The sequence below is a fragment of the Cryobacterium sp. RTC2.1 genome, from assembly GCF_035018685.1.
GTDB classification, from domain to species: domain Bacteria; phylum Actinomycetota; class Actinomycetes; order Actinomycetales; family Microbacteriaceae; genus Cryobacterium; species Cryobacterium glucosi.
In genome coordinates this window covers 1-25,982 of record NZ_JASJXJ010000040.1, presented here as the reverse complement: position 1 = coordinate 25,982, position 25,982 = coordinate 1, and the positions used below count along the sequence as shown (strand labels likewise).

The 25,982-nt window shown below is 68.4% G+C and carries 18 protein-coding genes and 1 riboswitch; of the genes, 10 read left to right on the top strand and 8 right to left on the bottom strand.

From position 1 onward, the window contains the following. From QN357_RS07370 to QN357_RS07360, 3 genes are all read right to left on the bottom strand, one after another. Window positions 1–263: FGGY family carbohydrate kinase (locus QN357_RS07370; RefSeq protein ID WP_323504716.1), on the bottom strand; the 263-nt coding region annotated here is incomplete at its 3' end. 113 nt (window positions 264–376) lie between these two features. Further along, complete coding sequence (locus tag QN357_RS07365) at window positions 377–1,141, bottom strand: MIP/aquaporin family protein (protein WP_323504715.1); 765 nt, start codon at window positions 1,139–1,141, stop codon at window positions 377–379. Between the two features lie 152 nt (window positions 1,142–1,293). Continuing rightward, complete coding sequence (locus tag QN357_RS07360) at window positions 1,294–3,009, bottom strand: glycerol-3-phosphate dehydrogenase/oxidase (protein ID WP_323504717.1); 1,716 nt, start codon at window positions 3,007–3,009, stop codon at window positions 1,294–1,296. A 153-nt stretch (window positions 3,010–3,162) separates the two neighbouring features. Between QN357_RS07360 and QN357_RS07355 the strand changes: the two genes are divergently transcribed. The 7 genes from QN357_RS07355 (at window position 3,163) to QN357_RS07325 (ending at window position 12,407) form a co-directional block, all read left to right on the top strand. Then, window positions 3,163–4,134: a sugar-binding transcriptional regulator gene (locus QN357_RS07355; protein ID WP_255454143.1), complete on the top strand. Its 972-nt coding sequence runs from the start codon at window positions 3,163–3,165 to the stop codon at window positions 4,132–4,134. A gap of 78 nt (window positions 4,135–4,212) precedes the next feature. Next, window positions 4,213–4,343, top strand: a riboswitch (FMN riboswitch). 93 nt (window positions 4,344–4,436) lie between these two features. Further along, entirely contained in the window at window positions 4,437–5,495 is a 1,059-nt protein-coding gene (gene ribD / locus QN357_RS07350; RefSeq protein ID WP_323504714.1) for a bifunctional diaminohydroxyphosphoribosylaminopyrimidine deaminase/5-amino-6-(5-phosphoribosylamino)uracil reductase RibD, read from the top strand. A 1-nt stretch (window position 5,496) separates the two neighbouring features. Then, a complete protein-coding gene (locus QN357_RS07345; protein ID WP_323504713.1) occupies window positions 5,497–6,129 on the top strand; it encodes a riboflavin synthase in 633 nt (210 codons plus the stop codon). Further along, window positions 6,126–7,388: a GTP cyclohydrolase II gene (gene ribA, locus QN357_RS07340; protein WP_134560716.1), complete on the top strand. Its 1,263-nt coding sequence runs from the start codon at window positions 6,126–6,128 to the stop codon at window positions 7,386–7,388. The genes QN357_RS07345 and ribA overlap by 4 nt, the downstream gene beginning before the upstream one ends. Then, complete coding sequence (ribH, locus tag QN357_RS07335; protein ID WP_322136437.1) at window positions 7,385–7,864, top strand: 6,7-dimethyl-8-ribityllumazine synthase; 480 nt, start codon at window positions 7,385–7,387, stop codon at window positions 7,862–7,864. Before ribA ends, ribH begins: the two co-directional genes overlap by 4 nt. 266 nt (window positions 7,865–8,130) lie before the next feature. After that, entirely contained in the window at window positions 8,131–9,498 is a 1,368-nt protein-coding gene (locus tag QN357_RS07330) for an MFS transporter (protein WP_322189415.1), read from the top strand. Window positions 9,499–9,602: 104 nt separating this feature from the next. Beyond that, a complete protein-coding gene (locus QN357_RS07325; protein ID WP_416173100.1) occupies window positions 9,603–12,407 on the top strand; it encodes an ABC transporter transmembrane domain-containing protein in 2,805 nt (934 codons plus the stop codon). A 101-nt stretch (window positions 12,408–12,508) separates the two neighbouring features. On the opposite strand, the gene QN357_RS07320 is transcribed toward QN357_RS07325, so the two are convergent. Both QN357_RS07320 and QN357_RS07315 read right to left on the bottom strand, forming a co-directional pair. Continuing rightward, window positions 12,509–15,622 carry an alpha-mannosidase gene (locus QN357_RS07320; RefSeq protein WP_323504712.1) on the bottom strand — a complete coding sequence of 1,038 codons (3,114 nt, stop codon included), beginning with the start codon at window positions 15,620–15,622 and terminating at the stop codon, window positions 12,509–12,511. Window positions 15,623–15,788: 166 nt separating this feature from the next. Then, window positions 15,789–17,279: an MFS transporter gene (locus tag QN357_RS07315; protein ID WP_322189413.1), complete on the bottom strand. Its 1,491-nt coding sequence runs from the start codon at window positions 17,277–17,279 to the stop codon at window positions 15,789–15,791. Window positions 17,280–17,336: 57 nt separating this feature from the next. Here QN357_RS07315 and QN357_RS07310 point away from each other — a divergent pair, with 57 nt between their 5' ends. Then, on the top strand, window positions 17,337–17,909 hold the full coding sequence (locus QN357_RS07310) for a TetR/AcrR family transcriptional regulator (protein WP_322189412.1): 573 nt from the start codon (window positions 17,337–17,339) through the stop codon (window positions 17,907–17,909). 52 nt (window positions 17,910–17,961) lie between these two features. Here QN357_RS07310 and QN357_RS07305 read toward each other — a convergent pair whose 3' ends face one another. Further along, on the bottom strand, window positions 17,962–19,812 hold the full coding sequence (locus tag QN357_RS07305; RefSeq protein ID WP_322189411.1) for a phosphoenolpyruvate carboxykinase (GTP): 1,851 nt from the start codon (window positions 19,810–19,812) through the stop codon (window positions 17,962–17,964). A 187-nt stretch (window positions 19,813–19,999) separates the two neighbouring features. Between QN357_RS07305 and QN357_RS07300 the strand changes: the two genes are divergently transcribed. Both QN357_RS07300 and QN357_RS07295 read left to right on the top strand, forming a co-directional pair. Next, on the top strand, window positions 20,000–21,442 hold the full coding sequence (locus tag QN357_RS07300) for a helix-turn-helix domain-containing protein (RefSeq protein WP_322189410.1): 1,443 nt from the start codon (window positions 20,000–20,002) through the stop codon (window positions 21,440–21,442). A 143-nt stretch (window positions 21,443–21,585) separates the two neighbouring features. Then, window positions 21,586–22,068: an Lrp/AsnC family transcriptional regulator gene (locus QN357_RS07295; RefSeq protein ID WP_322136462.1), complete on the top strand. Its 483-nt coding sequence runs from the start codon at window positions 21,586–21,588 to the stop codon at window positions 22,066–22,068. Between the two features lie 5 nt (window positions 22,069–22,073). Here the strand turns inward: QN357_RS07295 and QN357_RS07290 are convergent, their stop codons facing one another. Next, window positions 22,074–24,980, bottom strand: coding sequence for an aminotransferase (locus QN357_RS07290; protein WP_322189409.1), 2,907 nt, complete (start codon window positions 24,978–24,980; stop codon window positions 22,074–22,076). Between the two features lie 250 nt (window positions 24,981–25,230). Then, on the bottom strand, window positions 25,231–25,860 hold the full coding sequence (locus tag QN357_RS07285) for a TetR/AcrR family transcriptional regulator (protein WP_322189408.1): 630 nt from the start codon (window positions 25,858–25,860) through the stop codon (window positions 25,231–25,233). Window positions 25,861–25,982: the final 122 nt, after the last annotated feature.

Genomic DNA, 25,982 nt, shown 5'->3' with positions numbered 1-25,982 from the left:
CAGACCACGGCGGTCTCGCGCTGGTTGGTGATGCCGACGGCGGCGATGTCGTGCCGGGTCAGGTTCGCCTTGGACAGTGCCTGCCCGATGACCTCGCGGGTGTTGTTCCAGATCTCCATCGGGTCGTGCTCGACCCAGCCGGCGCGGGGGAAGATCTGCTCGTGCTCGAGCTGGCCGTTCGAGACGATCGAACCGGCCTTGTCGAAGATGATCGCCCGGGTGCTGGTCGTCCCCTGGTCGATCGCGATGACGTAGTCAGCCATTGATAACTCCTTCGTTATTCGTGTGTGTGTCAGGTTAAGCGGGTGAGGTGAAAGCTGTGTGGGAATGTCCGGCGAGGCGGCCGCCCCGGCCGGCGCCACCGGCGGACGCCGGGCTAGGCGAGGACCGGCAGGAGTGCTGTGGAGACGAGGCCGGCGAGGACGCCGCCGATGACGGGTCCGACGACCGGCACCCAGGAGTACGCCCAGTCTGACGAGCCCTTGCCCTTGATCGGCAGGATGAAGTGCGCGATGCGCGGTCCCAGGTCACGGGCCGGGTTGATCGCGTACCCGGTCGGCCCACCGAGCGAGGTGCCGATCACGATGACGAGCAGGGCCACTGGCAGGGCGCCCAGAGCGGCGAGGCCGCCGGACGTGCCCTGCCGCCCGCCGCCGAAGGCGATCACGACGAAGACCAGAACGAAGGTGCCGATGATCTCGGTGACGAGGTTCCAGCCGTAGGAGCGGATGGCCGGGCCGGTCGAGAAGACGCCGAGTTTGTTCGCCGGGTCGGGCTCCTGGTCGAAGTGCTGCTTGTACGCGAGCCAGCAGAAGACGGCGCCGATGATGGCGCCGACCATCTGCGCGCCGATGTAGACGAGCACCGACAGGAAGTTCACCGGGACCCTGGAGCCGAACTCCGTCGCGCCCGATGCGACGAGGCCGAGCGTCACGGCGGGGTTCAGGTGCGCCCCCGAGTTGTAGGAGACGATGACGCCGGAGTAGACCGCGAGGCCCCAGCCGATGTTCACCATCAGGAAGCCGCCACCGAGCCCCTTGTTCTTGGCGAGGGCCACGTTGGCGACCACCCCGCAGCCGAGGAGAACCAGGAGGGCCGTGCCCACAAGCTCCGAGAGGAAAACGATACTGAGATTGTCCACATTGACACCCTTGTTCAGTGAAGCCGAGTTGCTGACGTTGGTGATGAAACAACGTTTGGGCCGATGATGGCCGTAAAACGAATCTCGAGAAACCTATCGGCTCAGCGCGGCCAATGGTGCATCCACGCGTGCACGTTTGTGCAGATCGTGGGCTACGCGCGTGGAGCGGATGCCGCGTCGACCGTGGTGAGCTCGACAGCATGCCGGTCGCGCAGCACGTCGACGGCGAGGTCGAGCTCGGCTGCCCCGCGCGCGGAATCCCAGCCCAGCACGGGAGCGAGGACTCCGGCGAGTTCTTCGAGCAGCGCCAGGCTGAGCTCACCACGGAAGGCCATGCTCGTTCGTCGCAGCACGAGGTCGGTCAGGTGCACCACGGATTCTGTGGCCGCGAGGAACTCAATCTCGCGACGGGAGTAATCGGCGTGGTGTTCCAGCGCTTCGTCCGGTTCCGCGGTGATGAAGTCGATCACGTCGACCGCGCGGGTGCCGTAGCGGGTCAGCAGTTCGTCGGCCCTCGAGGCGCCGACCTCGTCGCCGTTCGCGACGATCCACACCCGGTGCGCGGCATCCGTCGACGGGAAGTTGCGACCGCCGCCGATGGGAAGGCCGGCCGTCGACACGACCCGGGTGCGGCCGAGCAGGGCGAGGATGTCACCGCTCAGGTGCTCGGCGAGGGCCCGGAACGTCGTCCACTTGCCGCCGACGAGGCTGAGCAGGGTGCCCGGTCGGGCACCGAGCGGACGGGACTCGATGCGGTAGTCGCGGGAGACGAACCCCGGCGCCTCGTCGTCGTGCCGCGGCAGCGGACGCACACCGGCGAACCGGAAGACGATCTCTGAGCGGTCGACGGCCACATCCGGGAAAACGTGCTTGACGAGATCGAAGAAGTAGTCGACCTCGGCCTCAGTGCAGCGCGCGGGCTGGGTCATATCGTGTTCGAGGTCGGTGGTGCCGACCAGCACCCGGCCCGCAAGCGGGTAGATCAACACGATGCGGCCGTCCTTGTGCTCGAAGAAGATTTCGCGGCCACCCGTTGCCGCGAGAAGCTCCCGGTTGTCGAGCACGATGTGCGACCCCTTGGTGCCGCCCATGTACGTGCTGGTCTGGCCGAGGGCCGTGTTCGTGAGGTCGGTCCAGGGCCCGGACGTGTTCACGACGATGTCGGCCTCGAAGCTGAATTCGGCGCCGGTGACCGCGTTCCGAAGACGCACGCCCGCGGCATCCATGCCGATGGCCTCGATGTAGTTGGCGCTGCGCGCGTGCGCACCGGCGGCCAGGCCGTCGGCCAGCACGTCGAGCGCGAGGCGCTCGGGGTCGTGCATCGAGGCGTCGAAGTAAGTGGCCGTGTACTTCAGGCCCGGGTTGAGGCGCGGCAGCAGTCTGAGCGAGGCCTTCCTGCCGAGGAACTCGTGCCGGGGCACCGTGCCGCCGTCGCGGGAGAAGGAGTCGTAGAGCATCATGCCGATCTTGATCAGCAAGGCGCCACGTTCCTGGGCCGCAGCCTGGCGGTGAGTGAGAAAGCGCATCGGCGCCGACATCACCCCGGAGAAGGTGGAGTAGATCGGAATGGTCGTCTTGAGGGGCTTGACGTAGTGCGGGGCGATCTTCAGCAGGCTGTTGCGTTCCTCGACCGACTCCTTGACCAGGCGGAATTCCCCGTTCTCGAGGTAGCGCACACCACCGTGGATCATGTGGGAGGAGGCCGACGAGGCGCCGGAGACGTAGTCGCCCTTGTCGACGATCGCGACGTCGATGCCCTGCATCGCCAGGTCACGGAAGGTCGCGATGCCGTTGATCCCGGCTCCGATGATGAGCACCTGGGCCCGGGGGAGTTGCTGCAGGGCGGCCTGGGCGGCGGCTCCGGACAGCGGACGGGCGGAGGATGACTGATCGGGAGTTGACGGCACTGATTCGCTCACTTCTTTGCGGCTGGGAAACTATGCGGGACGGGAGACTTCTCCTACCCTGCTAAGTTCTACACAAACGGTCAAGAACCGTGAACATATGTGCAAGGAGTCGCCGTGATCCATCCGAATGATCCGCCCCTGTCCGACCGCACCTCGGACGCCCTCACCGCGGCGCAGCTGTATTACGTGCAGGACCTCACGATGGAGGCCATCGCGCAGGAGCTGCACACCTCCCGTTCGTCGGTGTCACGCCTGCTCAGCCAGGCCAGGGCCAGCGGGCTGGTCGACATCCAGATCCGCTCTCCGCTCGATGCTCCCAGCCGGGTCGAGAAGCTGATCCTGGACCGGTTCCAGGTCACCGCGCACGTTCTGCCGGTGCCCGACTATGCCAGCGACGTCGACAGGCTGGAGCGAGTTGCCCTGTCCGTTGCACGGATTCTCGGCGAATTCTTCGACTCGAACATGATCATGGGCATCGCCTGGGGCTCCACGATGAATGCCGTCAGCCGCCACCTGACACCGAAGCGCACCCACAACGCGCAGATCGTGCAGTTGAACGGCGCCGGAAACACCCGCAGCACGGGCCTCGACTACGCCAATGAGATCCTGCGGCGATTCAGCAACGCGTTCGACGCCCGCCTGGAGCAGTTCCCGGTTCCCACCTTCTTCGACGACCCGGCCACACGCACGGCCTATTGGCGTGAACGCGGACTGCGCCGGTTGCTGGAAATGCAGGGCAACATGGATGTCGCCCTCTTCAGCGTGGGATCGCCCTTCTCCATGGTTCCCAGTCACGTGTATGTCGGCGGCTACCTCGACGACGAGGAGTTCACGGCGCTCAGCGACGCCGGGGTCGTCGGCGACGTTGCGACAGTCTTCTACCGCGCGGACGGTTCGACAGACGGCATCCCGCTCAACGACCGCGGGACCGGACCGGAACTGTCGGTGTTGCGCCGCACCCCGCGGCGCATCTGCGTTGTCGCAGGCACCTCCAAGGTGGACAGCCTGCGCGGCGCGCTGGCCGCCGGCCTCATCACCGACCTGTTCATCGACGAGGGCACCGCCCGGGCCCTGGTCGGGTCGTAAGAAAACGTCCAAATCCTGCACAGGGCCGGGAGGGAATTATCCGGGAGTGGTGGCGTTGGGCTATAACTAGAAGCAAGAAACGTGCTCCGGGGTCGGTGTAAATCCGAACCGGCGGTGAAAGTCCGCGACCCGTTCCGCCCCAGGGCGAAACGGTTGAGCTGGTGAAATTCCAGCACCGACGGTTAAAGTCCGGATGAGAGGCGCACGATTCGGTTGGACCTTCGGGGCCCGCCGAAGGATTGTGGCGTACGCGTACCCACAGTCCACCCCCGGAGTTCGTTGCAGAAACGAATGGGGCGGGAATGATCCAGGACACCGAGCGTGACATGCTCATGCGGCGCGCCCTCTCCCTCGCCGCCAATGGCCCGGCCACCGGACTGAATCCGCGGGTCGGCTGCGTCATCGTCGACCCGGACGGCGTCGTCCTGGCAGAAGGCTGGCACCGCGGCGCCGGCACTGCCCACGCCGAGGTCGACGCCCTGTCGCACCTCCCGGCCGGATCCGCCCGCGGCGCGACCGTCATCGTCACCCTCGAACCGTGCAACCACACCGGCCGCACCGGCCCCTGCGCCGTCGCCCTGATCGAAGCGGGCGTGAGCCGGGTGATCTTCGCCGTCTCCGATCCCGGCCGCGCGTCGTCCGGCGGCGCAGAGCGACTCCGCGCCGCCGACGTCGAAGTCGTCGGCGGGGTGCTCGCCGACGAGGGAGAAGCCTTCCTCGCCGACTGGCTCGTCGCCGCGCGGCTCGGCCGCCCGTTCGTGACGCTCAAGTGGGCCTCGAGCCTCGACGGCCGGACCGCCGCGGCCGACGGCTCGAGCCGCTGGATCACCGGCCCGGATGCCCGCCTCGACGTGCACCGGCGGCGCACGGCCGCAGGCGCGATCCTCGTCGGCACCGGCACCGTGCTCGCCGACGACCCGGCCCTCACCGCCCGTGCCGCCGACGGAAGCCTGCTCCCCAACCAGCCGATCCCCGTGGTGATCGGCACCCGCGCGGTGCCCGCGGATGCCACTATCCGGCACCACCCGCATCCGCCGCTGTTCTACCCCGGCCCCGACCTCAACGAGATCCTCCACGACCTGCACGCCCGCGGCATCCGCAGCGCATTCATCGAGGGCGGACCGGGACTCGCGAGCGCCTTCGTCGGGTCCGGGCTCGTCGACGAATACCTCGTCTACCTCGCTCCGACCCTGCTCGGCGGCGGCCGGCTCGCCGTCGGCGACATCGGCGTGACCGGGATCGACCAGCAACGCCGGCTCACGGTCGAGGGCATCGAGCGCCTCGGCGAGGACCTGCTCGTGATCGCCCGGCCCCTGGACTTCCCGCACGCGGAAACCGCACACACAGAGACAAGGATCTGACATGTTCACCGGAATCATCGAGGAACTCGGCACCGTCGACCGGGTCGAACACGGCACGGATGCCGTACGCCTGACCGTCCGCGGGCCTCTCGCCGTGTCCGGGGCCGCGATCGGCGACTCGATCTCCGTCAACGGCGTCTGCCTGACCGTCGTGGAGCGCACGCCGGAAACGTTCACCGCCGACGTGATGGCGCAGACCCTGCGCATGTCGACCCTCTCCGAGGCGGGGCCAGGGACCCCGGTCAACCTCGAGCGCGCCGCCCTCGTCGGCGGGCGCCTGGGCGGACACATCGTGCAGGGCCACATCGACGGCACGAGCGAGCTGCTCGCGGTCACCCCTGGCGACGCCTGGCGCGTGCTGCGGTTCAGCCTCTCCCCCGAACTCGCGCCCCTCGTGACGAACAAGGGCTCGATCGCCGTCGACGGGGTCTCCCTCACGGTCAGCACGATCAGCCCGGCGACCGAACCCGAGCAGTGGTTCGAAGTCTCCCTCATCCCCGAAACCCTCACGGCCACCACGCTCGGAAAACGAACGGTCGGAGAGCACGTCAACATCGAAACCGATATCCTGGCCCGCCACGTCGAGCGCATGCTCGCCCTCGCGGACGCAGGATCACGAAGGAGTCACTCATGAGCCTCGCAGACATCCCCAGCGCGCTCGCGGAACTGCGTCTCGGCAAGCCGGTCATCGTCGCCGACGACGAAGGCAGGGAGAACGAGGGTGACGTGATCATCTCGGGGCAGATGGCCACCCAGGAATGGCTCGCGTGGACCGTGCGCTACTCCTCGGGGTTCATCTGCGCGCCGATGACCAATGAGCTCGCCGACAAGCTCAACCTGCCGATCATGGTGCCGAACAACGAAGACCCCCGCGGCACGAACTACACGATCTCCGTCGACGCCGCCGACCGGCTGAGCACCGGCATCAGCGCCGCGGACCGTGCCCACACCCTGCGCGTGCTCGCCGACCCGGCATCCACCCCCTCGAGCCTGCACCGGCCGGGCCACATCATGCCGCTGCGCGCGAAGGACGGCGGCGTGCGCGAACGCGACGGCCACACCGAGGCTGCCGTCGACCTGATGAAACTCGCCGGGCTCGCCCCCGTCGCCGGAATCTCCGAGATCGTCGCAGAGGACGGCGAGATGATGCGCCTGCCCGGCCTCCTCGAGCTCGGCGAACGCGAGGGTGTGCTCGTGATCACGATCGCCGACCTGATCGCCTACCTCGACGAGTTCCACGCGGACTCCGAGCTGCCGACCGCGCACGCCATCCGGGAATCCCCGCGCGTCGACTTCGAGGTCGAGACGACCGTGCCGACCCGGCACGGCGACTTCCAGATCCGGGCATACCGCGACCGGATGACCGGAGCGGACCACGTCGCCCTCGTCTCGGGGACGCCCAGGGACGGCGCCCTCGTGCGGGTGCACTCCGAGTGCCTCACCGGGGAGGCCTTCGGTTCGCTCAAGTGCGAGTGCGGACCGCAGCTCGACGCGGCTCTCGAAACCATCCAGGCCGAGGGCGGCATCGTGATCTACCTGCGCGGCCAGGAGGGTCGCGGCATCGGCCTGATCAACAAGCTGCGGGCATACAAGCTCCAGGAACAGGGCCTCGACACGATCGACGCGAACCTCGCGCTCGGCCTGCCCGCCGACGCCCGAGACTACGGCGCCGCGAGCGCGATCCTCGACCAGATGGGCATCTCCTCGGTGCGCCTGCTCACCAACAACCCCGAGAAGCTCCGCCAGCTCGAAGAGCACGGGGTCACGGTCGTCGAACGCGTTCCGCTCATCGTCGGCGTGGGCATCGACAACCAGGAGTACCTCGCCGTGAAACGCGAACGCATGGGCCACCACCTGGCCGACCGGGACATCGTGAAAGGACTCGCACTATGAGTGGAGCAGGCTCGCCCACGGTCGTCGTCGACGGCACGGGCCTCACCATCGTCATCATCGCCGGCCGCTGGCACGACGTCATCACCGATGGGCTGATCGCCGGCGCCACCCGGGTACTCGAGGCATCCGGCGCCACGTTCTCGCTCGTGCGCGTGCCGGGCAGCTTCGAGTTGCCGGTCGCCGCGAAGGTCGCCCTCGAAAATGGGGCGGATGCCGTGGTCGCGCTCGGCGTGATCATCCGCGGCGGCACCCCGCACTTCGAGTACGTGTCCGCTGCCGCAACGGACGGTCTCACCCGGGTCGCCCTCGACACCGGAAAGCCGGTCGGCTTCGGCGTGCTCACCCTCGACGACGAGCAGCAGGGCCTCGACAGGGCCGGCCTGCCTGGTTCGAAGGAGGACAAGGGCGAGGAAGCGGCATCCGCTGCAATCAACACCGCCCAGGTGCTGCGCGCCCTCCGTATGCCGAATTCGTAATACCCGAGATCGGTCACTGGGAGCGGATGCCGGCAGGGGCATCCGTTCGCACCCTCGGCCCCGGAAACGGAAAGTCCCGATTGGGCGACGGTTCGCCTCAGGATTTGAGTCCGACGAGTCACGGACGTATGGTGCAGAGTGACCGCCACAAGCGGACACCTCCCTCCGGGTACCCCCGCGCGGGCACGACGCCTGATCGACGCCGGCGCTCCCGCACGGGTCGACACGCCCGATCACGCCCCCTCACCACGGAATGACTCTCTTCCATGTCCTCATCCACACTGTCGCATCCGTCAGCCGCAACCCCCGAGCCGCAGGCGCCCACCAACCCCCGCAGCCGCGTCGTGCTCGCGAGCCTCATCGGCACCACGATCGAGTTCTACGACTTCTACGTCTACGCGACCGCGGCGGTTCTCGTCTTCCCGCACCTCTTCTTCCCGACCGGCAATGAGACCACGGCGCTGCTCGCTTCCTTCGCGGTCTTCGGCGCGGCCATGGTCGCCCGTCCCGTCGGCGCCCTCGTCTTCGGGCACTTCGGCGACAAGGTCGGCCGCAAGGCGACCCTCGTCGGCGCGCTGCTCACGATGGGCATCGCGACCTTCCTGATCGGACTGCTCCCGACCTACGCCCAGGTCGGCTGGTTCGCCCCGCTGCTGCTCGTCGTGCTGCGCCTCGCCCAGGGCTTCGCGCTCGGCGGAGAGTGGAGCGGTGCCGCCCTCGTGGCGACCGAAAACGCTCCGAAGGGCAAACGCGCCTGGTACGGAACCTTCCCGCAGGTCGGCGCGCCGATCGGCTTCATCATCGCGAACGGCCTGTTCCTGCTGATCGCCACGCTGCTGCCGAGCGACGACCCGACCCGGCCGTCCACCGCGTTCCTCGAGTGGGCCTGGCGGGTGCCGTTCCTGTTCTCCGCGGTGATGGTCATCATCGGCCTGTGGGTGCGGCTGCGCCTCGTCGAGAGCGACGCCTTCACGAAGGCCACGCGCACGAACCGGGTGCACAAGCTCCCGCTCGCCGCGGTGTTCAAGTCCAACTGGCGCGAACTGATCCTCGGAACCTTCATCATGCTCGCGACCTACGTGCTGTTCTACCTGATGACGACGTTCAGCCTGAGCTACGGCCGCGCGGCGACAACCGCTCCCGTCGCGGGCCTCGGCTACAGCTACACGACCTTTGTGCTGATGATGATCGCCGGCGTGCTGTTCTTCGGCGTGTTCACCCTCGCCTCCGGGCCCTGGGCCGACCGCTTCGGCCGCCGCCGCACCCTGATCTGGGTCACCCTCGCGATCATCGTCTTCGGACTGCTCTTCGTGCCACTGCTCGGCGCCGGGTTCCTCGGCGTGATGATCTTCCTGATCCTCGGCTTCACCCTGATGGGCATGACGTTCGGGCCGATGGGCGCCCTCCTGCCCGAACTGTTCCCGACAGCGGTGCGGTACACCGGTTCCGCTTTCGCGTACAACATGAGCTCGATCCTCGGTGCGGCGGTCGCCCCGTTCATCGCCGTCTGGCTCTGGACGCTCGGCGGCGGCAGCCCGTTCTGGGTCGGCGTGTACCTCTTCGTGATGGCGGTCATCACCCTGGTCGCCCTCCTGCTCAGCCGCGAGACCAAGGACGTCGACATCGAGGCGTAGCCCGCCCCTTCCGTGACCGTTCCGGTCGAGAGTGCCCGTTGCGCGGGTCACTCTCGACCGGGACGGGACGGGTCACGGTCGAGGTTTGAGGTTAAGCTCGATTGGTGAGTACCCCGATCAGTGACGCCAGCACGCCCGCCGAAACCGCAGCATCCACCGGGCCCGCACCGGCCGCGGCACCGAAGCCGCGCAGCCGCCTCGGGCGTCTTGGGCGTCGTGCGGATGCCGCGAACGGCCCGCGCGCGACCTTCGGCCAGCTGCTCCCCTACCTTCTCGAGCACAAGAAGGTGCTCAGTGTCGTCGTCCTGCTGAGCATCCTCGGGGCGCTCGCGAGCCTCGCCCAGCCGCTGCTGGTCAGCCAGGTCATCACCGTCGTGCAGCAGAACCAGCCCCTCGGCGCACTCGTCTGGGGGCTCGTCGCGCTCGTCGTGGTGTCCGGGCTGATCAGCGGATACCAGCACTACCTGCTGCAGCGCACCGGGGAAGGCGTCGTGCTCTCGAGCCGGCGCAAGCTCATCGGGCGGATGCTGCGCCTCCCGATCAGCGAGTTCGACACCCGTCGCACCGGCGACCTCGTCTCCCGGGTCGGCTCTGACACGACCCTGCTGCGCGCCGTGCTCACCCAGGGACTCGTCGAGGCGATCGGCGGTTCGCTCACCTTCCTCGGCGCGCTGATCGCGATGCTCGTGATCGACCCGGTTCTGCTCGGGCTGACCGTGCTCGTGATCGCGGCATCCGTCGTCACGGTCACGCTGCTGTCGCAGCGGATCCGCGTCGCGAGCCGCATGGCCCAGGAGAAGGTCGGCGCCCTCGCCGCGAGCGTCGAGCGGGCGATCAGCTCGATTCGAACCGTGCGCGCCTCGAACGCGACAGACCGCGAGATCGCGGCCGTCGACGCCGACGCGACCGGCGCGTACCAGATGGGGCTGCAGGTCGCGAAGATCTCGGCCCTCGTCGTGCCGATCGCCGGCATCGCGATGCAGGTGTCCTTCCTCGTCGTGCTCGGCATCGGCGGCTTCCGGGTCGCGAGCGGCCAGATCACGGTCGCGAACCTGATCGCGTTCATCCTCTTCCTGTTCCTGATGATCCTGCCGCTGGGCCAGGCCTTCGGCGCGATCACCTCGGTCAACTCGGCGCTCGGCGCCCTCGGCCGCATCCAGGAGATCATCGACCTGCCCGCAGAGGACCAGTTCGACCGCGACCTGTTCCCGCTCGCGATCACCGTCGGCGCCGCCAACGAATCGGTCCGCCCGGACGCCCCCGCGATCTCCTTCGAGAACGTGTTCTTCGGGTACGCGACCCAGGCGTCGACGGCGGATGCCGCGGCGCCCGTCGCCGCTGCGGGCGACGGCGGGCCTGGTGCCGGGCCTGGTACTGGTACTGGGTCCGGTACCGGCGATTCCGGCGGTTCGCCTGCCGGTCCCCCCGCGGACGTCATGCCGAACGCGCTCGTGACGGCCCTCGTTGCTCCCGGCGTGATCGAGGCGATGCTCGCCGAACCCGACCTGGTCGACGCCGATCTCGCCGCTGCCGACCGCGCCGCGGCCGACCGGGCGGCCGTCGACCTGGCTCACGCCGAGCAGGCCGCCGCCCACCTTGCCGCGGCGGAGCACGCCGCAGCGACTATGGCTGCCGCGCGGCCCGCCGCAGCCCTCGCCGCGGAGTCCGCGGCCGCGGCGAACGCGTCCGCCAGGGCCGCCGCGACCGCCGCCGCCTCTGCCGAGGCCGCCGCCGAGGCATCGGCCGCGATGACCGCAGCGGTATATGCGGCGGCCACAGGCACCGTGTCGATCGCCGCGGTCGCAGCGGCCACGGCGTTTGCCGCCCCGGCCCAGGCCTCCGACGCCGAGGTGCCCGGCCTTTCCGCCGCGGACGACTCCGCGACCGACGCCCCGGGTACTGCTGCCGCGCCCGACGCGCCCGTTTCGCCCGATGCGCCCGATACGCCCGCCTCAGCCGCTTCGGCGACCTCGGTCGATTCGCCTGCGTCGCCCGCTTCGACCGTGTCGCCCGCCTCGGCCACGTCTGAGAGCTCGGATACCGACGCCGTTGTGGACGCCGGCACGGCATCCACCGGCTCTTCCGCGACCGCGACCGCCACGACGCCGAGCACGCCGTCCGATGCCGGGCCCGATGACGGTCCGCACACAGCCCCGGCTTTCGGCTCGGTGGATGACACCGGTGCGCCCAGCGTCGACGCCGGTCCGGCCGCTGACCCGTCCGAGCCGCGGCCCGTGCTGCGCGGGGTGTCGTTCAGCGCTCCGCGCGGACTGCGCACCGCCCTCGTCGGTCCGTCCGGCGCCGGGAAGAGCACCATTCTGGCGCTCATCGAACGGTTCTACGACCCGAACGCGGGCGTCGTCCGACTGGGTGGGCTGGACATCCGCACCCTGGATCGCACGGCGCTGCGGTCGCAGATCGGCTACGTCGAGCAGGACGCCCCCGTGCTCGCCGGCTCGCTGCGCGACAACCTCGTGCTCTCGGCGCCGGATGCGACCGACGAGGAGTGCATCGCCGTACTCCACGCGGTCAACCTCGGCGAGGTGCTCGAGCGCGACCCGGCCGGGCTCGGCGCTGCCGTCGGGGAATCCGGCGTGATGCTCTCCGGCGGGGAGCGCCAGCGGCTCGCGATCGCGCGGGCGCTGCTCGCGGCGCCGCCGATCCTGCTGCTCGACGAGTCGACCTCGAGCCTCGACGGGGTCAACGAGCAGTTGATGCGGGCCGCGATCGACGCCGTCGCCGTCGACCGCACGCTCATCGTGATCGCGCACCGGCTCTCGACCGTCGTCGACTCCGACCAGATCGTGGTGCTCGACCACGGCCAGGTGATCGGGACCGGGACGCACTCCGAGCTCGTCGTGTCGACGCCGCTCTATCGCGAGCTCGCCAAGCACCAGCTGCTCGTTTAACCGCGCCGGGACGCACGCCCGGTGCCCGCACTGACCCCTGACGAATTCGACGGAGTTCTTGCTCTTCCGCCACGTGGGAGGCCGGTCTTGGTCCGAGATCCCTAAGAACTCCGTCGAATCGGTCGGGGGTAGCGGAGGGTGACGAGCTGGAACGGCCGCAGCTCGATGTCGAGAAGCTGGCCCGCTTGCGCGAGCGGAAGGCCGGGTTCTGCCCGCCGGCGTTCGAGCAGGTCGGTCGGGTAGGCATCCGCTGCCTCGAAGCGGCGGATGACCCGGGCACGCGCCCGGGACCCGTGCGCCTCGTAGATGCGCACGACCAGGTCGCCGCTGCGGTCTTCGGCGAGCTTGACCGCCTCGATCACGATGGCGGGGTTGTCGACCTCGAGGAGCGATTCGATGCTGTCGCTCGCGACACCGGTCACGGTGCGCAGCGGGAGATTGAGCCGGTAGCCCTCGGTGATCGCGTCCGCGATGCTCGCGCCCGGTCGCACCGAGACCCGGAAGGCGTGCCTGCCCTGGTCGGCCTCGGGGTCCGGGAAGAGTGCCGCGCGCAGGAGCGACAGCCGCACCGTCGTCGTGGCGCGGCCGGCGGCATCCGTCGTGCGGGTCATGTCGTGGCCGTAGGTGGAATCGTTGGCCACCGCCACCCCGTAGCCGAGCTCGCCGACGTGCACCCAGCGGTGCGCGCAGGTTTCGAAGCGGGCGGTGTCCCAGGAGGTGTTCGCGTGCGTCGGGCGATAGACGTGCCCGAACTGGATTTCCGAGGCGGCCCGTTCGGCGTGCACGTCGAACGGGAACTCGATCTTCAGGAGCTTCTGGCGTTCGTGCCAGTCCACGTCGAAGGCGAGGTCGAGCGCCGGGGAGCCGGCGGCGAGGGTGATGTCCTGCACGAGTCGGGAACCGCCGAACTCCCGCGTCACCCGCACGCAGGCCTCGGCGGGCGTGTCGGTGACGACCTCGACGGACACGGCGGCGTCAAGCGGAACGGTCGTGCGCTTGTAGTGGGCGTCGATGTCCCAGGCGTCCCACTGGGTGGGAGTGTCGCGGTGCAGCAGCAGCCGGTTGCCGCGGGTGCCCGACGGGATGAGTTCCCGGTCGGCGAGGAGGTCGTGGAGGGAGGTGAGGAGTCCGTCGGCGTCGATCGAGACGCTGACGAGGCCGTTCGCGAGCACGAGCAGACCGGACGCCGTGCGGGCCACGGTCGCGGGGGCATCCGCCAGGCCCGCGTCGTTTCTGACCGTCGCGCCCGGACCGGCACCGAGGGCTGGCACACCGGACAGGGCGTATGGACCCGCGTTGAGTGCCACGGTTCGGTCGCCGGCGCCGCAGAGTGCGGTCACGGATGCCGCGACGAGCGCACCGAGGTCCCGAGCGACCTCCGCGTAGCGGCGTTCGGCCTCCTGGTGCACCCAGGCGATCGAGGAACCGGGCAGGATGTCGTGGAACTGCTGGAGCAGCACGGTCTGCCAGGCCCGCTCGAGCGCGTCATACGGGTAGGCGGCCCCGGTGCGGATGCTCGCGGTCGCGGCCCAGAGCTCGGCCTCCCGCAGCAGATGCTCGCTGCGCCGGTTGCCGCGTTTGGTCCGGGCCTGCGACGTGTATGTACCGCGGTGGAACTCGAGGTAGAGCTCACCCGACCAGATCGGCGCCTCCGGGTACTCGGCCTCTGCGGCCTCGAAGAACCGTCGCGGGGTGGAGAGCTCGACCGTCGGTGACCCTTCGAGCGAGGCGGTCCGGCGGGCGGCGGCGATCATCTCTACCGTCGGGCCGCCCCCGCCGTCGCCCCAGCCGAAGGGGACGAGCGAGGTGTCGGCCATGCCCTTCTCGGAATACTGGGTCTCCGCACGGGCGAGATCCGCGCCGGAGAGGTCGGAACTGTAGGTGTCGACGGGCGGGAAGTGCGTGAAGATGCGGGTGCCGTCGATGCCCTCCCAGCGGAAGGAATGGTGCGGCATCGGGTTCGTCTCGTTCCAGGACGACTTCTGGGTGAGGAACCAGCGCGACCCCGCCGCCGCGATGATCTGCGGGAGCGCTGCGGAATAGCCGAACGAGTCCGGCAGCCAGACCTCGAGCGGCTCGATCCCGAACTCCTCGAGGAAGAACCGTTTGCCGGCGACGAACTGCCTGGCCAGGGATTCCCCGCCGGGCATATTCGTGTCCGACTCGACCCACATCCCACCGACGGGCACCAAAGCACCCGCGGCGACCTGGGCGCGCACCCGCTCGAACAGCTCGGGGTAGTACTTCTTGAGCCAGGCGTACTGCTGGGCGGATGACGCGGCGAAGGTGAATCCCGGATACTCCCCGGCCAGGGCCAGTACGTTCGAGAACGTGCGGGCGACCTTGCGCACGGTCTCCCGCACCGGCCAGAGCCAGGCACTGTCGATGTGGGCGTGCCCGACCGCGTGCACCCGGTGCGCGCTCGCGGCGGCGGGCTGCGCGAGCGCGGGGGCGAGCACGGCCCGGCCTCGCGCGGCCGATCCGGAGACATCATCCGGATCGAGCACGTCGAGACAGCGCTCGAGGGCGCGCAGGATCCCGGCAGCGCGCGTCGACCCGTGCGGCAGGGCACGGCGGAGACCGTCGAGGGCGAGGACGTCCTGCAGTAACTCCCAGACCTCGTCGTCGCGGAGCGCGAGGTCGAGCTGTCGCAGCCGATAGAGCGGTTCGGTGCCGGCCGTGGCCGGGTCGCCGTTCCGGGTCGGCACGAACGTGAAGCCCGCGGTGACGTCGGGGTTGGCGGCCGCCTCGACGTAGAAGTCGACGGATGCCGGGGCGCCCGTTGCGTCCAACGGTCGCGGTACCAGCGGCGCAAGCGGCAGGGAGCGGTTGCGCGGTGCGATCCCCTTGATCACGGCACCGCCTGCGGTCCAGGCGATGCCCTCGGCCTGGAACCCCGGCGTCGTGTCGGTGAAGCCGAGGTCGACGACGGCCTCGATCCGGGTACCGGGCTGCCCGGCCCAGCCCGCGGGGATCACGCCCGTCGCGTGGAACCAGACCGTCGCCCAGGGGCGGCCCCATGCCTCGCCGGGGGCGAACGGAGCATAGGACTGCTGCACGGCCTCGGCGAAGGTCGCGGGGGCATCCTTTACCGGAGCCGCCGACACCCAGGCCGAGACCTGCAGCGGCACGACCGCGCGGTACACGGCCGGCCGCAGCCGTTCGCGGAGGAACCGGTCGATGCGCTTCTGGATCAGTGCGGCCTCGTCGTCCATGCCAGCATCCTACGACCGCCCGCGGGGGCGAACTCAGGAAATCCGCACCGGTTGGTCGGAACTGCCGCACTGTTCCGCGGCCCCGGCTGCGCATCCCGCCGGATCTCCTGAGTGAGCCCCGCGCGGTCCAGGTGACGCCGAGCACGCGCGAGGCACACAGACCCGGTCAGCCCAGGTGCACGATCTCGGGGGCACCGACCAGGTCCGCCTTCGAGTGCTTGATCATGAAGAACGAGATCGGAGCGGCGAGCAGGATCAGCCCGGCAGCCCAGAGGAACGCGACCGAATACCCGCTCACGAAGGCGTCGAGCTGAACGGTCGGCGTCGCCGGGTTCGAGGCCAGGTAGCTCGAGATCGCGGCCGTGTACAGGGCGGTGAACAGGGCGGTGCCGATCGACCCGCCGATCTGCTGGGTCGCGGACACCGCGGCGCTGGCCACGCCCGCGTCGTGCGCGTCGATGCCGGCGAGGGCGACGTTTTGCAGCGGTACGAAGATGGCTGCGAGGCCGATGCCGAGCAGGATGACACCCGGCAGCACACGCAGCACGTAGTCGTCCTGGACAGTGACGAAGGACAACCAGGCGAGCCCGGCGGCGGCGATGACCGGGCCGATCGTCAGGGGCAGGCGCACGCCGACCTTCGGCAGGATGCCGGAGAGCGCGGTCGCGCAGACCATGATGGTCGCCGTCATCGGGAGTGAGGCGAGCCCGGAACGCAGCGGCGAGTAACCGAGCACGATCTGGAAGTACAGGGTGAGGAAGAAAAGACCGCCGAGGAGGCTCGCTCCGGTGAGCAGCGAAACCAGGAAGGCCCCGCCGCGGACCCGGTCGGTGACGACCCGGAGCGGCAGCAGCGGGTTCGTCGCCCGGGCCTCGACGATGACGAAGGCCACGAGGAGCACGACGCCGAGGGCGAGGAAGCCGATCGTCTCGACCCGCCCCCAGCCGTTCTCGGCCTGGCTGAAGCCATAGACGAGTGAGGCGAGGCCGGTGACGATGAGGATCACGCCGGGCAGGTCATAGCGGGTATTTCCGTGCGCGCGGCTCTCCTGCATCAGCGGGATCGCGGCGAGGATCGCGACGAGGGCGATCGGCACGTTGACGAGCAGGCACCAGTTCCAGCTGGTGAACTCGGTGAGCACCCCGCCGAGCACGAGGCCGACGGCCGCGCCGCCGCCACCGATCGCGCCGTAGACGGCGAAGGCCTTGATCCGGTCCTTGCCGCCGGGGAAGGTGATCGTGAGGATCGCGAGAGAGGCCGGGGCGAGCAGGGCGGCGAATGCACCCTGCAGGCCGCGGGAGATCAGAAGCTGGGTGGTGGTGTCTGCGAGGCCGCCGACCATGGATGCGAGCGCGAAGCCGGCCATCCCGACGAGGAAGGAGCGCTTGCGGCCCCAGTAGTCAGCGATGCGGCCGCCGAGCAGCAGCAGCGAGCCGAAGGCGAGGGCGTAGATCGTGACGACCCAGGTGCGGTCGCCGTCGCTCATGCCGAGGGCGAGCTGCGCCTTCGGCAGGGCAATGTTGACGATGGTCCCGTCGAGCACGACCATGAGCTGGGCCAGTGCGAGCACGGCGAGGAGCCACCAGCGGCGCGGGTGAGCTGCGGGATCGTGCAGGGGCGGGGAGGAGACGGAGAGAGCAGGAGCAGGGGAACTCATCGAGACAGAAATCCTATTCAAACGAACTAGTTGGTTGGGATAGGTATGATCTTAGTCATGAGAAGTGACGGTGAAGCGACCCGCGAGCGAATTCTCGATGCAGCCCAGGCCGAGTTCGCCCGGTACGGACTGGCCGGCGCGCGCGTCGACCGCATCGCCACGGCCGCGAAGGCGAGCAAGGAGCGCCTCTATGCATACTTCGGCGACAAGGGCGCCCTGTTCACCGCGGTGCTCGAGGTCAACCGGCGCGACGTGATGGCCGCGATCCCTATGGACACGGACGACCTGCCCGGCTTCGTCGGCCGGGTCTTCGACCACGTCGTCGAGTACCCCGAGCACGTGCGGATGCTCGACTGGGCCAGGCTCGAGGGCGCCGCCGCGCTGCTACCGACGACCTCGGAATGGCGCAACGGCCCGGAGGCGGCCGCGATCGCGGCAGCCCAGTCCCGGGGCGAGATCGACCCCGGCTGGGATCCGGAAGACCTCGTCACCCTCGTCTTCTCGCTCGCGACGTCGTGGGTGCACTCCCCCGGGGTGTTCCCCGCCCCGGGCAGCGCGCCGGAGGCATCCGTGCGGGAGCGCCGCCGCGCCGCAGCGGTCGCCGCCGCCCGCAAACTCATCGCCCCCTGAGCCGGGGCGGGCCGGGCAGCGGATGCCGCCGGTCGGCCCCGACGGCCCGCCGCTACCCCTTGAGGTGGTAGCGCACGCTCGAGAGTTCGGCGAGCAACGCAGCGGGGACCCGGTCGCCGAACTGGGCGAAGTAGTCCTCGGTAAGGTCGCACTCGGCGAGCCAGCTGGTCTTGTCGATGTGGAACAGCTGCTCCACGGTCTCGTCCGAGAGGTCGAGACCGGCAAGGTCGAGGGCGCCCGCGGCGGGGAGGCGTCCGATCGGAGTGTCGATGGCATCCGTCGACCCTTCGATGCGGCGCACGATCCACTCGATCACCCGCGAGTTCTCGCCGAAGCCGGGCCAGAGGAAGCTGCCGTCCGCGCCCTTGCGGAACCAGTTGACCTGGAAGATCTCGGGGGCGCGGCTGCCGAGGCCCTTGCCGACCTTCAGCCAGTGCGCCCAGTAGTCGGCCATGTTGTAGCCGCAGAACGGGAGCATCGCGAAGGGGTCGCGGCGGAGTTCACCGACGGTGCCCTCTGCGGCGGCGGTCTTCTCGGACGAGATCGTCGCCCCCATGAAGACGCCGTGCTTCCAGCTGCGGGCCTGGGCGACGAGGGGCACGTTCGTGGCGCGCCGCCCGCCGAAGAGGATCGCGTCGATCGGAACGCCGCCCGCGGCCTCCCAGTCGTCGGAGATCGAGGGGCACTGCGCCGCCGCGACCGTGAAGCGGGAGTTCGGGTGGGCGGCCGGCGTCGGCGACGAGGGCGTCCAGTCGTTGCCCTCCCAGTCGATCAGGTGACTCGGCGGGGTCGCGGTGAGGCCTTCCCACCAGACGTCACCGTCGTCGCGGAGGGCGACGTTCGTGAAGATCGTGTTGCCCCAGACGGTCTGCACCGCGGTCGGGTTGGTCTCGATGCCGGTGCCGGGGGCGACGCCGAAGAAGCCCGCCTCCGGGTTGATCGCCCAGAGGCGGCCGTCGGGGCCGGGTCGGAGCCAGGCGATGTCGTCGCCGATCGTCTCGACGGACCAGCCGGGGATGGTCGGGCGCAGCATCGAGAGGTTGGTCTTGCCGCAGGCGGAGGGGAAGGCGCCCGCGAGGTGTACGGCGCGTCCCTCCGGCGAGGTGACCTTGATCAGAAGCATGTGCTCGGCGAGCCAGCCCTCGTCGCGGGCCATCACCGACGCGATCCGCAGGGCGAAGGACTTCTTCGAGAGCAGCGCGTTGCCGCCGTAGCCCGAGCCGTACGACCACACCTCGCGTGTCTCGGGGAACTGCACGATGTACTTGGTGTCGTTGCAGGGCCACGTGACGTCGGGGCGGGTCTCGCCCGCGGCATCCGTGAGCGGGTAGCCGACGCTGTGGATGGTCTGCACCCAGCGGGCTCCTGCCTCGATCAGCTCGAGGACGGCGTTGCCCATCCGGGTCATGATGCCCATGTTGAGCACGACGTATGGCGAGTCGGTGATCTCGACGCCCAGCTGGGAGATCGGGCCGCCGAGCGGGCCCATCGAGAACGGCACGACGTACATCGTGCGGCCGCGCATGCTGCCGGCGAAGACGGCGCGCAGCTCGTCCTTCATCGCGGCGGGGTCGGCCCAGTTGTTGGTGGGGCCGGCGTCGTCGGGGTCCGTCGAGCAGATGAAGGTGCGGTCTTCGACCCTGGCGACGTCGGACGGGCTCGTCCGGGCGAGGTAGCTGTTCGGACGCCACTCGGGGTTCAGCTTGATGAGCTTGCCCTCTGCGACGAGCTGCTTGGAGAGTTCGTCGGCCTCCCGGCTCGAACCGTCGCACCAGATCACTTCGTCCGGCTGGGTCAGCCGGGCGATGGAATCCACCCAGGACTGTAGATTGGGATCCGTGGTACCGGCAGTGTCGTCGGAATCGCTTCCGCTGGATGTGACTCGGAAGTGGGCGATGGTCATCTCCTGGCCTTTCTCGGTATGGGGTGTACAGCGGATGCCTGCGGTCGTGATCGAAGCATCCGCCCGGCTTGTCGTCGGTGACTCGTCGTCCGTAACTTTGTGCTGCAGAACCAGAATGCGCGCAATCTTCCCTCTTGGATCAAAAAACTCTTGTTAAGAATCATGCTTCTTTAGATATTGTTAAGGAATGTCGACTCGAGCCTCTGACCTCGTCACCCTGGGCCTGCGCATCCGCCACCATCGCGGCGAGCGCGGCCTCACCCTCGACCAGCTGGGCGAGAGGGTCGGACTCGCGGGCAGCCAACTGTCGCTCATCGAAAACGGCCGGCGGGAACCGAAATTGTCGATCCTGCAGGACGTGGCGACCGTGCTCGGCGTTCCGATCGCCGACCTGCTCAACGGCGAGGCGCCGAACAAGCGGGCCGCGCTCGAGATCGAGCTCGCGCGGGCGCAGAAGAACCCGCTCTACGGTGCACTCGGCCTGCCAGAGGTCAAGGTCACCAAGGGCATGCCCGTCACGGCCCTCGAGTCGCTCATCGGGTTGCACCGTGAGCTGGCGCGGCGCGCGAGCGAGGCGATCGCGACGCCGGAGGAGGCCAGGCGGGCGAACACCGAGCTGCGCGAGCTCATGCGCGAGCAGAACAACTACATGCCCGACATCGAGGAGCTCGCCGAGGACCGGGTGCGGGCATCCGGTCACGTCTCGGGCGCGCTCACGCACCGCGAGGTGAGCGTGATGGCCGAGCAGCTCGGCTTCAGCCTGATCTATGTCAACGACCTTCCGAACTCGACCCGCTCGGTGACCGACCTCGTCAACCACCGGATCTACCTGCCGCCGGCGTCGATTCCCGGCGGGCACGGGCTGCGGTCGATGGCGCTGCAGGCGATGGGGCACCGGCTGCTCGGGCACGAGCGCCCGGCGAGCTATGCCGAATTCCTGTGGCAGCGGCTCCAGATCAACTACTTCGCGGCCGCGTGCCTGATGCCGCCTGCCGCGTCCGTCGCGTTCCTCGCGCGCGCGAAACGCGAGCGCGAGCTCTCGGTCGAGGACTTCCGTGACGCGTTCGGGGTGACCCACGAGGCCGCGGCACTGCGCCTGACCAACCTCGCCACCTCACACCTGGACATGCCGCTGCACTTCCTCAGGGTCACCGGCGACGGCGCCCTGCAGAAGGGCTACGAGAACGACGGCCTGCCGCTGCCGGTCGATGTCACCGGTTCGATCGAAGGCCAGTTCGTCTGCAAGCAGTGGAGTGCCCGCAGCGCCTTCACGCACACCAACCGCACGACCGAGTTCTACCAGTACACCGACACACCGGCCGGCACCTTCTGGTCGGCCACCCAGACCGGGGCGGCGGATGGCGGTGAGTTCTCGATCAGCGTCGGGGTGCCGTTCGTGCACGCCAAGTGGTTCCGCGGACGCGAGACCGTGCAGCGAGCCGTGTCGCGCTGCCCGGACGAGTCCTGCTGCCGCCGGCCGGCCTCCGACCTGGCCGCGCACTGGGCCGGCCACGCCTGGCCGAGCGCCCGCCTGCACGCGCACGTGCTCTCGCCCCTGCCGAGCGGCACCTTCCCCGGCGTCGACGACACCGAGGTCTACGAATTCCTCGAGGCCCACGCGGCGCCCTGAGTCGCGCGGTGTCCCGAAACCGCCCTGGGCATCGTAGGAGATGTCTCGCACCTGAGGATCTGTCCGCTCATGCAGCAGAGCGACGGACGTGCGCTACCGTCGTACGAGACGTTCGTACCACGTTCACACGGTAGGGGGAATCCATGGCAGACAACGACGCCGAAGCGGTGCTGCCCGACGACGGGCTCGATGCGATCGATCGGACTCTGATCGTCGCTCTCCAGACTGATGGACGAATGACGTATGCGGAGTTGGGCGCACAGGTCGGGCTCTCGGCCGGCGGGGCTCGTCTTCGTGTGCGCCGGCTCGAGGAACGTGAGATCGTCCAGGTCGTCGGGGTCACCGACCCACTCAAGCTGGGGTACGAGCGAATGGCGATGCTGCACCTGTCGGTCGAGGGCGACGTGCACGCAGTCGCTGACGCAATCGGCGCCCTGGAAGGGGTGATCTATCTGGTCATCGGTGCGGGCTCATACGACCTGCTCGTCGAGGTCATCGCCGTCAACGCTGACGCACTCCTCGAATTGATCAACGGGCGCATCCGCACGATCCCGGGAGTCTCGCGCTGTGAGACGTTCTCGTATTACAACATCCATACCCATCGATTCACGTGGGGTACGCGATAGCCGGATCACCGTCTGCTCCGTGCGGACAGGACCCGGTCGAGTGCCTCTACGAAGAAGTCGACGCTCTCGGTCGTGATGTTCAGCGGCGGCTTGATTTTGAGGACGTTCTTGTAATCTCCGGTCGGCTGGACAATGCAGCCTTCACGCAGCAGTTCCTCGCAGATCTCGGACGCTTCCACTGAGGCCGGTTCGAGGGTATCGAGGTCACGTACAAGCTCGACGCCCAGATACAGGCCCAATCCGTGCACAGCGCCGATGATGTCGTGCCGGCCCTGCAGCGTGACGAGCTTGGCTTTCAGGTCGCCTCCGACAGTGCGTGCGTTCTCCTGCAGGCCTTCCTCGTGGAGGATGTCGAGCACGGTCAGCCCGACGACGCAGCTGACTGGGCTTCCACCGGCGGAGGAGAACATGCTGCCCTCTTCGGCGAATTTCTCGGCGATGTCACGACGTGTGATCACGGCCCCGACTGGCTGACCATTGCCCATGCCCTTGGCAATCGTGATGATGTCCGGTATGACCCCCTGCTGTTCGACCCCCCAGAAATACTCTCCGAGGCGACCGTATCCGACCTGCACCTCGTCGGAAATGGTGAGTCCGCCTCTGGATCTCACCTTCTCGAAAACGCCGGCCAGGTACCCGTCCGGCAAGAGCACGCCACCGGCATTTCCGAAGACCGGTTCCCCGATGAAGGCCGCAAGACCAGTTCCTGCGTCATCGAGCACTCCGAGTCGGGCTTCGAGATCTTCCAGGTATCGGGCGGCTGAATCGGCGCCGCGGTATGTGCCGCGGAAGGGGTGGGGCGCATCGATGACGTGCACCCAGTCCGGCCGGGTTTCCAGCGCACGCGGGTTGTCTCCGATGGAGGATGAAACGGCGTCGGCTCCCACCGTCCAGCCGTGGTACGCCTCCTGGAAGGCGAGGACGCCATCATTCCCGGTATAGGTCTTCGCCAACCGCAGCGCGAGATCGACAGCTTCGCTGCCGCTGTTCACGAGGAAGACGGTGTCCAGACCGTCTGGAGCCAGGGCCACAAGCCGTTCCGTGAAACGCGGCAATGCGCTGTAGTTGAAACGGGAGTTGGTGTTCAGCAGCGACCATTGATTGCTCACGGCTTTGACCAACCGGGGATGGGCGTGTCCGGCCAATGCGACGTTATTCACCAGGTCGAGATAGCACTGAGCGTGCACGTCGATGAGGTGTTCCCGCCAACCGCGTTCAATTTCCGGGGGCTCCGTGTAGTAGTGCTCCTGGACTGCGGCGAACGTCGAAACACGCCGCTCGAGAACATCCCCGGACAGCAGTTCAGGTGCAGCAAGGTCGATGCCGAGAAGCGGGGAGGGGTCTGGGTAGACACGCTGCCAGATCTCGGCTTCAGCAGGAGTAGCGAAGAAGGCTGGGCGGATGCCCGCCACCCGTGACAGTTGGACCCTGACGTGGACGGGAGCTTCGGGCCGTGCCGTTCCCGCGCGTGCCGCGCCGATGCGCTGCCCTGCGCTGACGCGACCCGGCGCCACGGGTTCGAGCCCGAAGAGCCAGATCTCGTACCCGCTCGCTTCCAACACCAGTGCGTCGCCCTCGATGCGCACGGAGCCGTCGACCGGTGCCGAGAAGACCGTTCCGGGTGCAGTCACTACCTCGACGCCGAGAGCCAACGTCGCGGTTTCCCCCGTGTAATGCAGCTTCGCGCGCGTCAGCCGGTACTCGCCGTAGCGCGTGACGGCTGTGCCCGATGTTCGGAAGACCGCGGCGGCGAGGGCAGCCTCGGAGTCGTGGCGCACCCAGATCCCGTCGCTGAGTTCCGGGTTGGTGACGGAGAAGTCAAGGACGGACATCGGGGCGGCCTGGAGGAGGAGGGCCTCGGGGCGCTCGATGACGCTGCGCCGATCGAAGCGCACGCGTGCTCTGATCAACGCGCACATCTGCTGAGCGTCAAGGCCCTCAGCGGCTTCGAATGCGATCCATTCGTGGTCACGATTCTCTGATGCGTAGTGGTTCGCGTCGTCAACGGCGACCTGCTGCTCGCCACTGACCACGAGGACACAGGTTCTGAGGACGATGAGGGCCCAGAGCGCAGCGAGCTCGTCGTCGGCCAACGGCGTATGCGTGACGAACGCGGCGATCGTCTCGAGGATGATCAACGGTGTTCGCGGGTTGTGGTGAAGGATGGATGCGCAGGTGACAGCCAGCTCGGCGACGATCCAGCTGTCGGCGATGTCGCCGAAGTCGATGACACCGAGCGTGCTGCCGTGCCGGGTGACGACGTTGTCATCGGTGATGTCACCGTGGATGGGCTGCGATCGGAGCTTGTCGCTGAGCGGTTGCAGCGCCGCCTGTGCTTGCGCCGCGGCCTCTCGAACGCGCTCCCGGCGAACAGGGTCCGGCACGTGCGGAAGATACATCTGCACGACCTGCGTCGCGATCCGGAGATTCCATTGGGTGACTCGCGCGGTGCCGGGGTGGACGAAATCTTCGAGGGAAGCGGCGAGACGGCCGGCAGTGTGGCCCAGGGAGCGGGCTTCCACGACTGAGAGAGCACCGCGACTGGTGAGCGCATCCCCTTCGACGAAGCTCAGGAGTCGGACGTGGAGGTCGACGTCGTCGACATGAACGATCCGGATCGCGGCTCCGTCGCGCGAAGGGACGCTTCGAGGAACGTCGATTCCGGCCAGGCTCACACGTTCCGCTGCAGCATCCTGGGCCTCGAGCTCCTGGGCGGAGAACGCTGGATTGGAGAATTTGAGGAGCCAACGCGTCTCGCCGTCGTCGATGAGAAAATTGCGGTCCTGTTGACTTCCCAGTTCGGTGAGGTGTCCGGTCACGTGAAAGAGATCCCTGGCGACGGATGTTGCGTCGTGTTGCGTCACGGAGGGCCTGGGGAGAGAGGGATTGGAGAAGAAGTTGTAGTTCGTCATTGTGGTGTGTTTCAGCCGATCCGTGTGAATTTCCTGTGGGCGAACTCGTCGACGGCGAATCGTACGACTTCGCGACCTTGGGCTGGTGTCTTGATTCCGGCGAAGGGAGGGTCAATCCATGGCTTCAGCATTTCATAAATGTCACGGAATTAGTCAATATGGTGACAAATCATTAGCCCGAGGTCCATGTGCATGATTTTTGCATACCGTAACCGTCAGAGGTCAGCACGCCATCGAAGCGGGGCGACGGTCAGGCGGGCGCGGGGGCGAGCGCGCCCGCCGGGAGGCCGAGTTCGTGCTCCGCGACGGTGCGCACAAGGTCGCGCTGGCCGCGGGCGTCGCCGTAGCGCACGACCGCGTGCGCGTTGATGCCGTCGATGATCGCGAGCAGCTGCCAGGCCAGTGCGCCGCTGTCGGCGACCGCGAACTCGCCACGCGCGCAGCCCCGGTTCAGGAGGGCCACCAGGAACGCCTGCCAGGCATCCATCTGCACACCGACCTCACGGGCCAGGGCGATGTTGCGTCGCCCGACGCTCCAGGCGTCGAGCCACACGGTCGTCACCGCGCTGCGGTCGGGGCCGAGGAGCGTGTCGATCAGCGCGCGCAGCGCCTCGACGGAAGTCGGGAGCGCCGAAAGCTCCTTCGTGATCTCCGCGAGCTCGGCGCCGGCGATCGAGCCGAAGGTCGTCGCGACGAGGCCCTCCGTGCTCGGTTCATAGTGGCTGACCAGGGCGGGTGTGACGCCGACCCGGGCCGCGATCGCGCGGAGCGTGATGGCGTCGAGACCGTCGTAGCGGGCGATCTCGCGGGCCGTGCGCGCGATCTCGGAGGCGCGCTCGGGACCGGACTTACGCTTGGCGCGGCTCGGAAGGGTTGACATCGCACCTCAGTGTATATAGTTTTGCCTCGGGCTTATTGATCAAGTGATCAACTAGCTCCCTATCCTTCCTTCGACCGCCGTTCCCGGCACCCCAGGAGACGCCTTGCAGCTCATCATCGCCC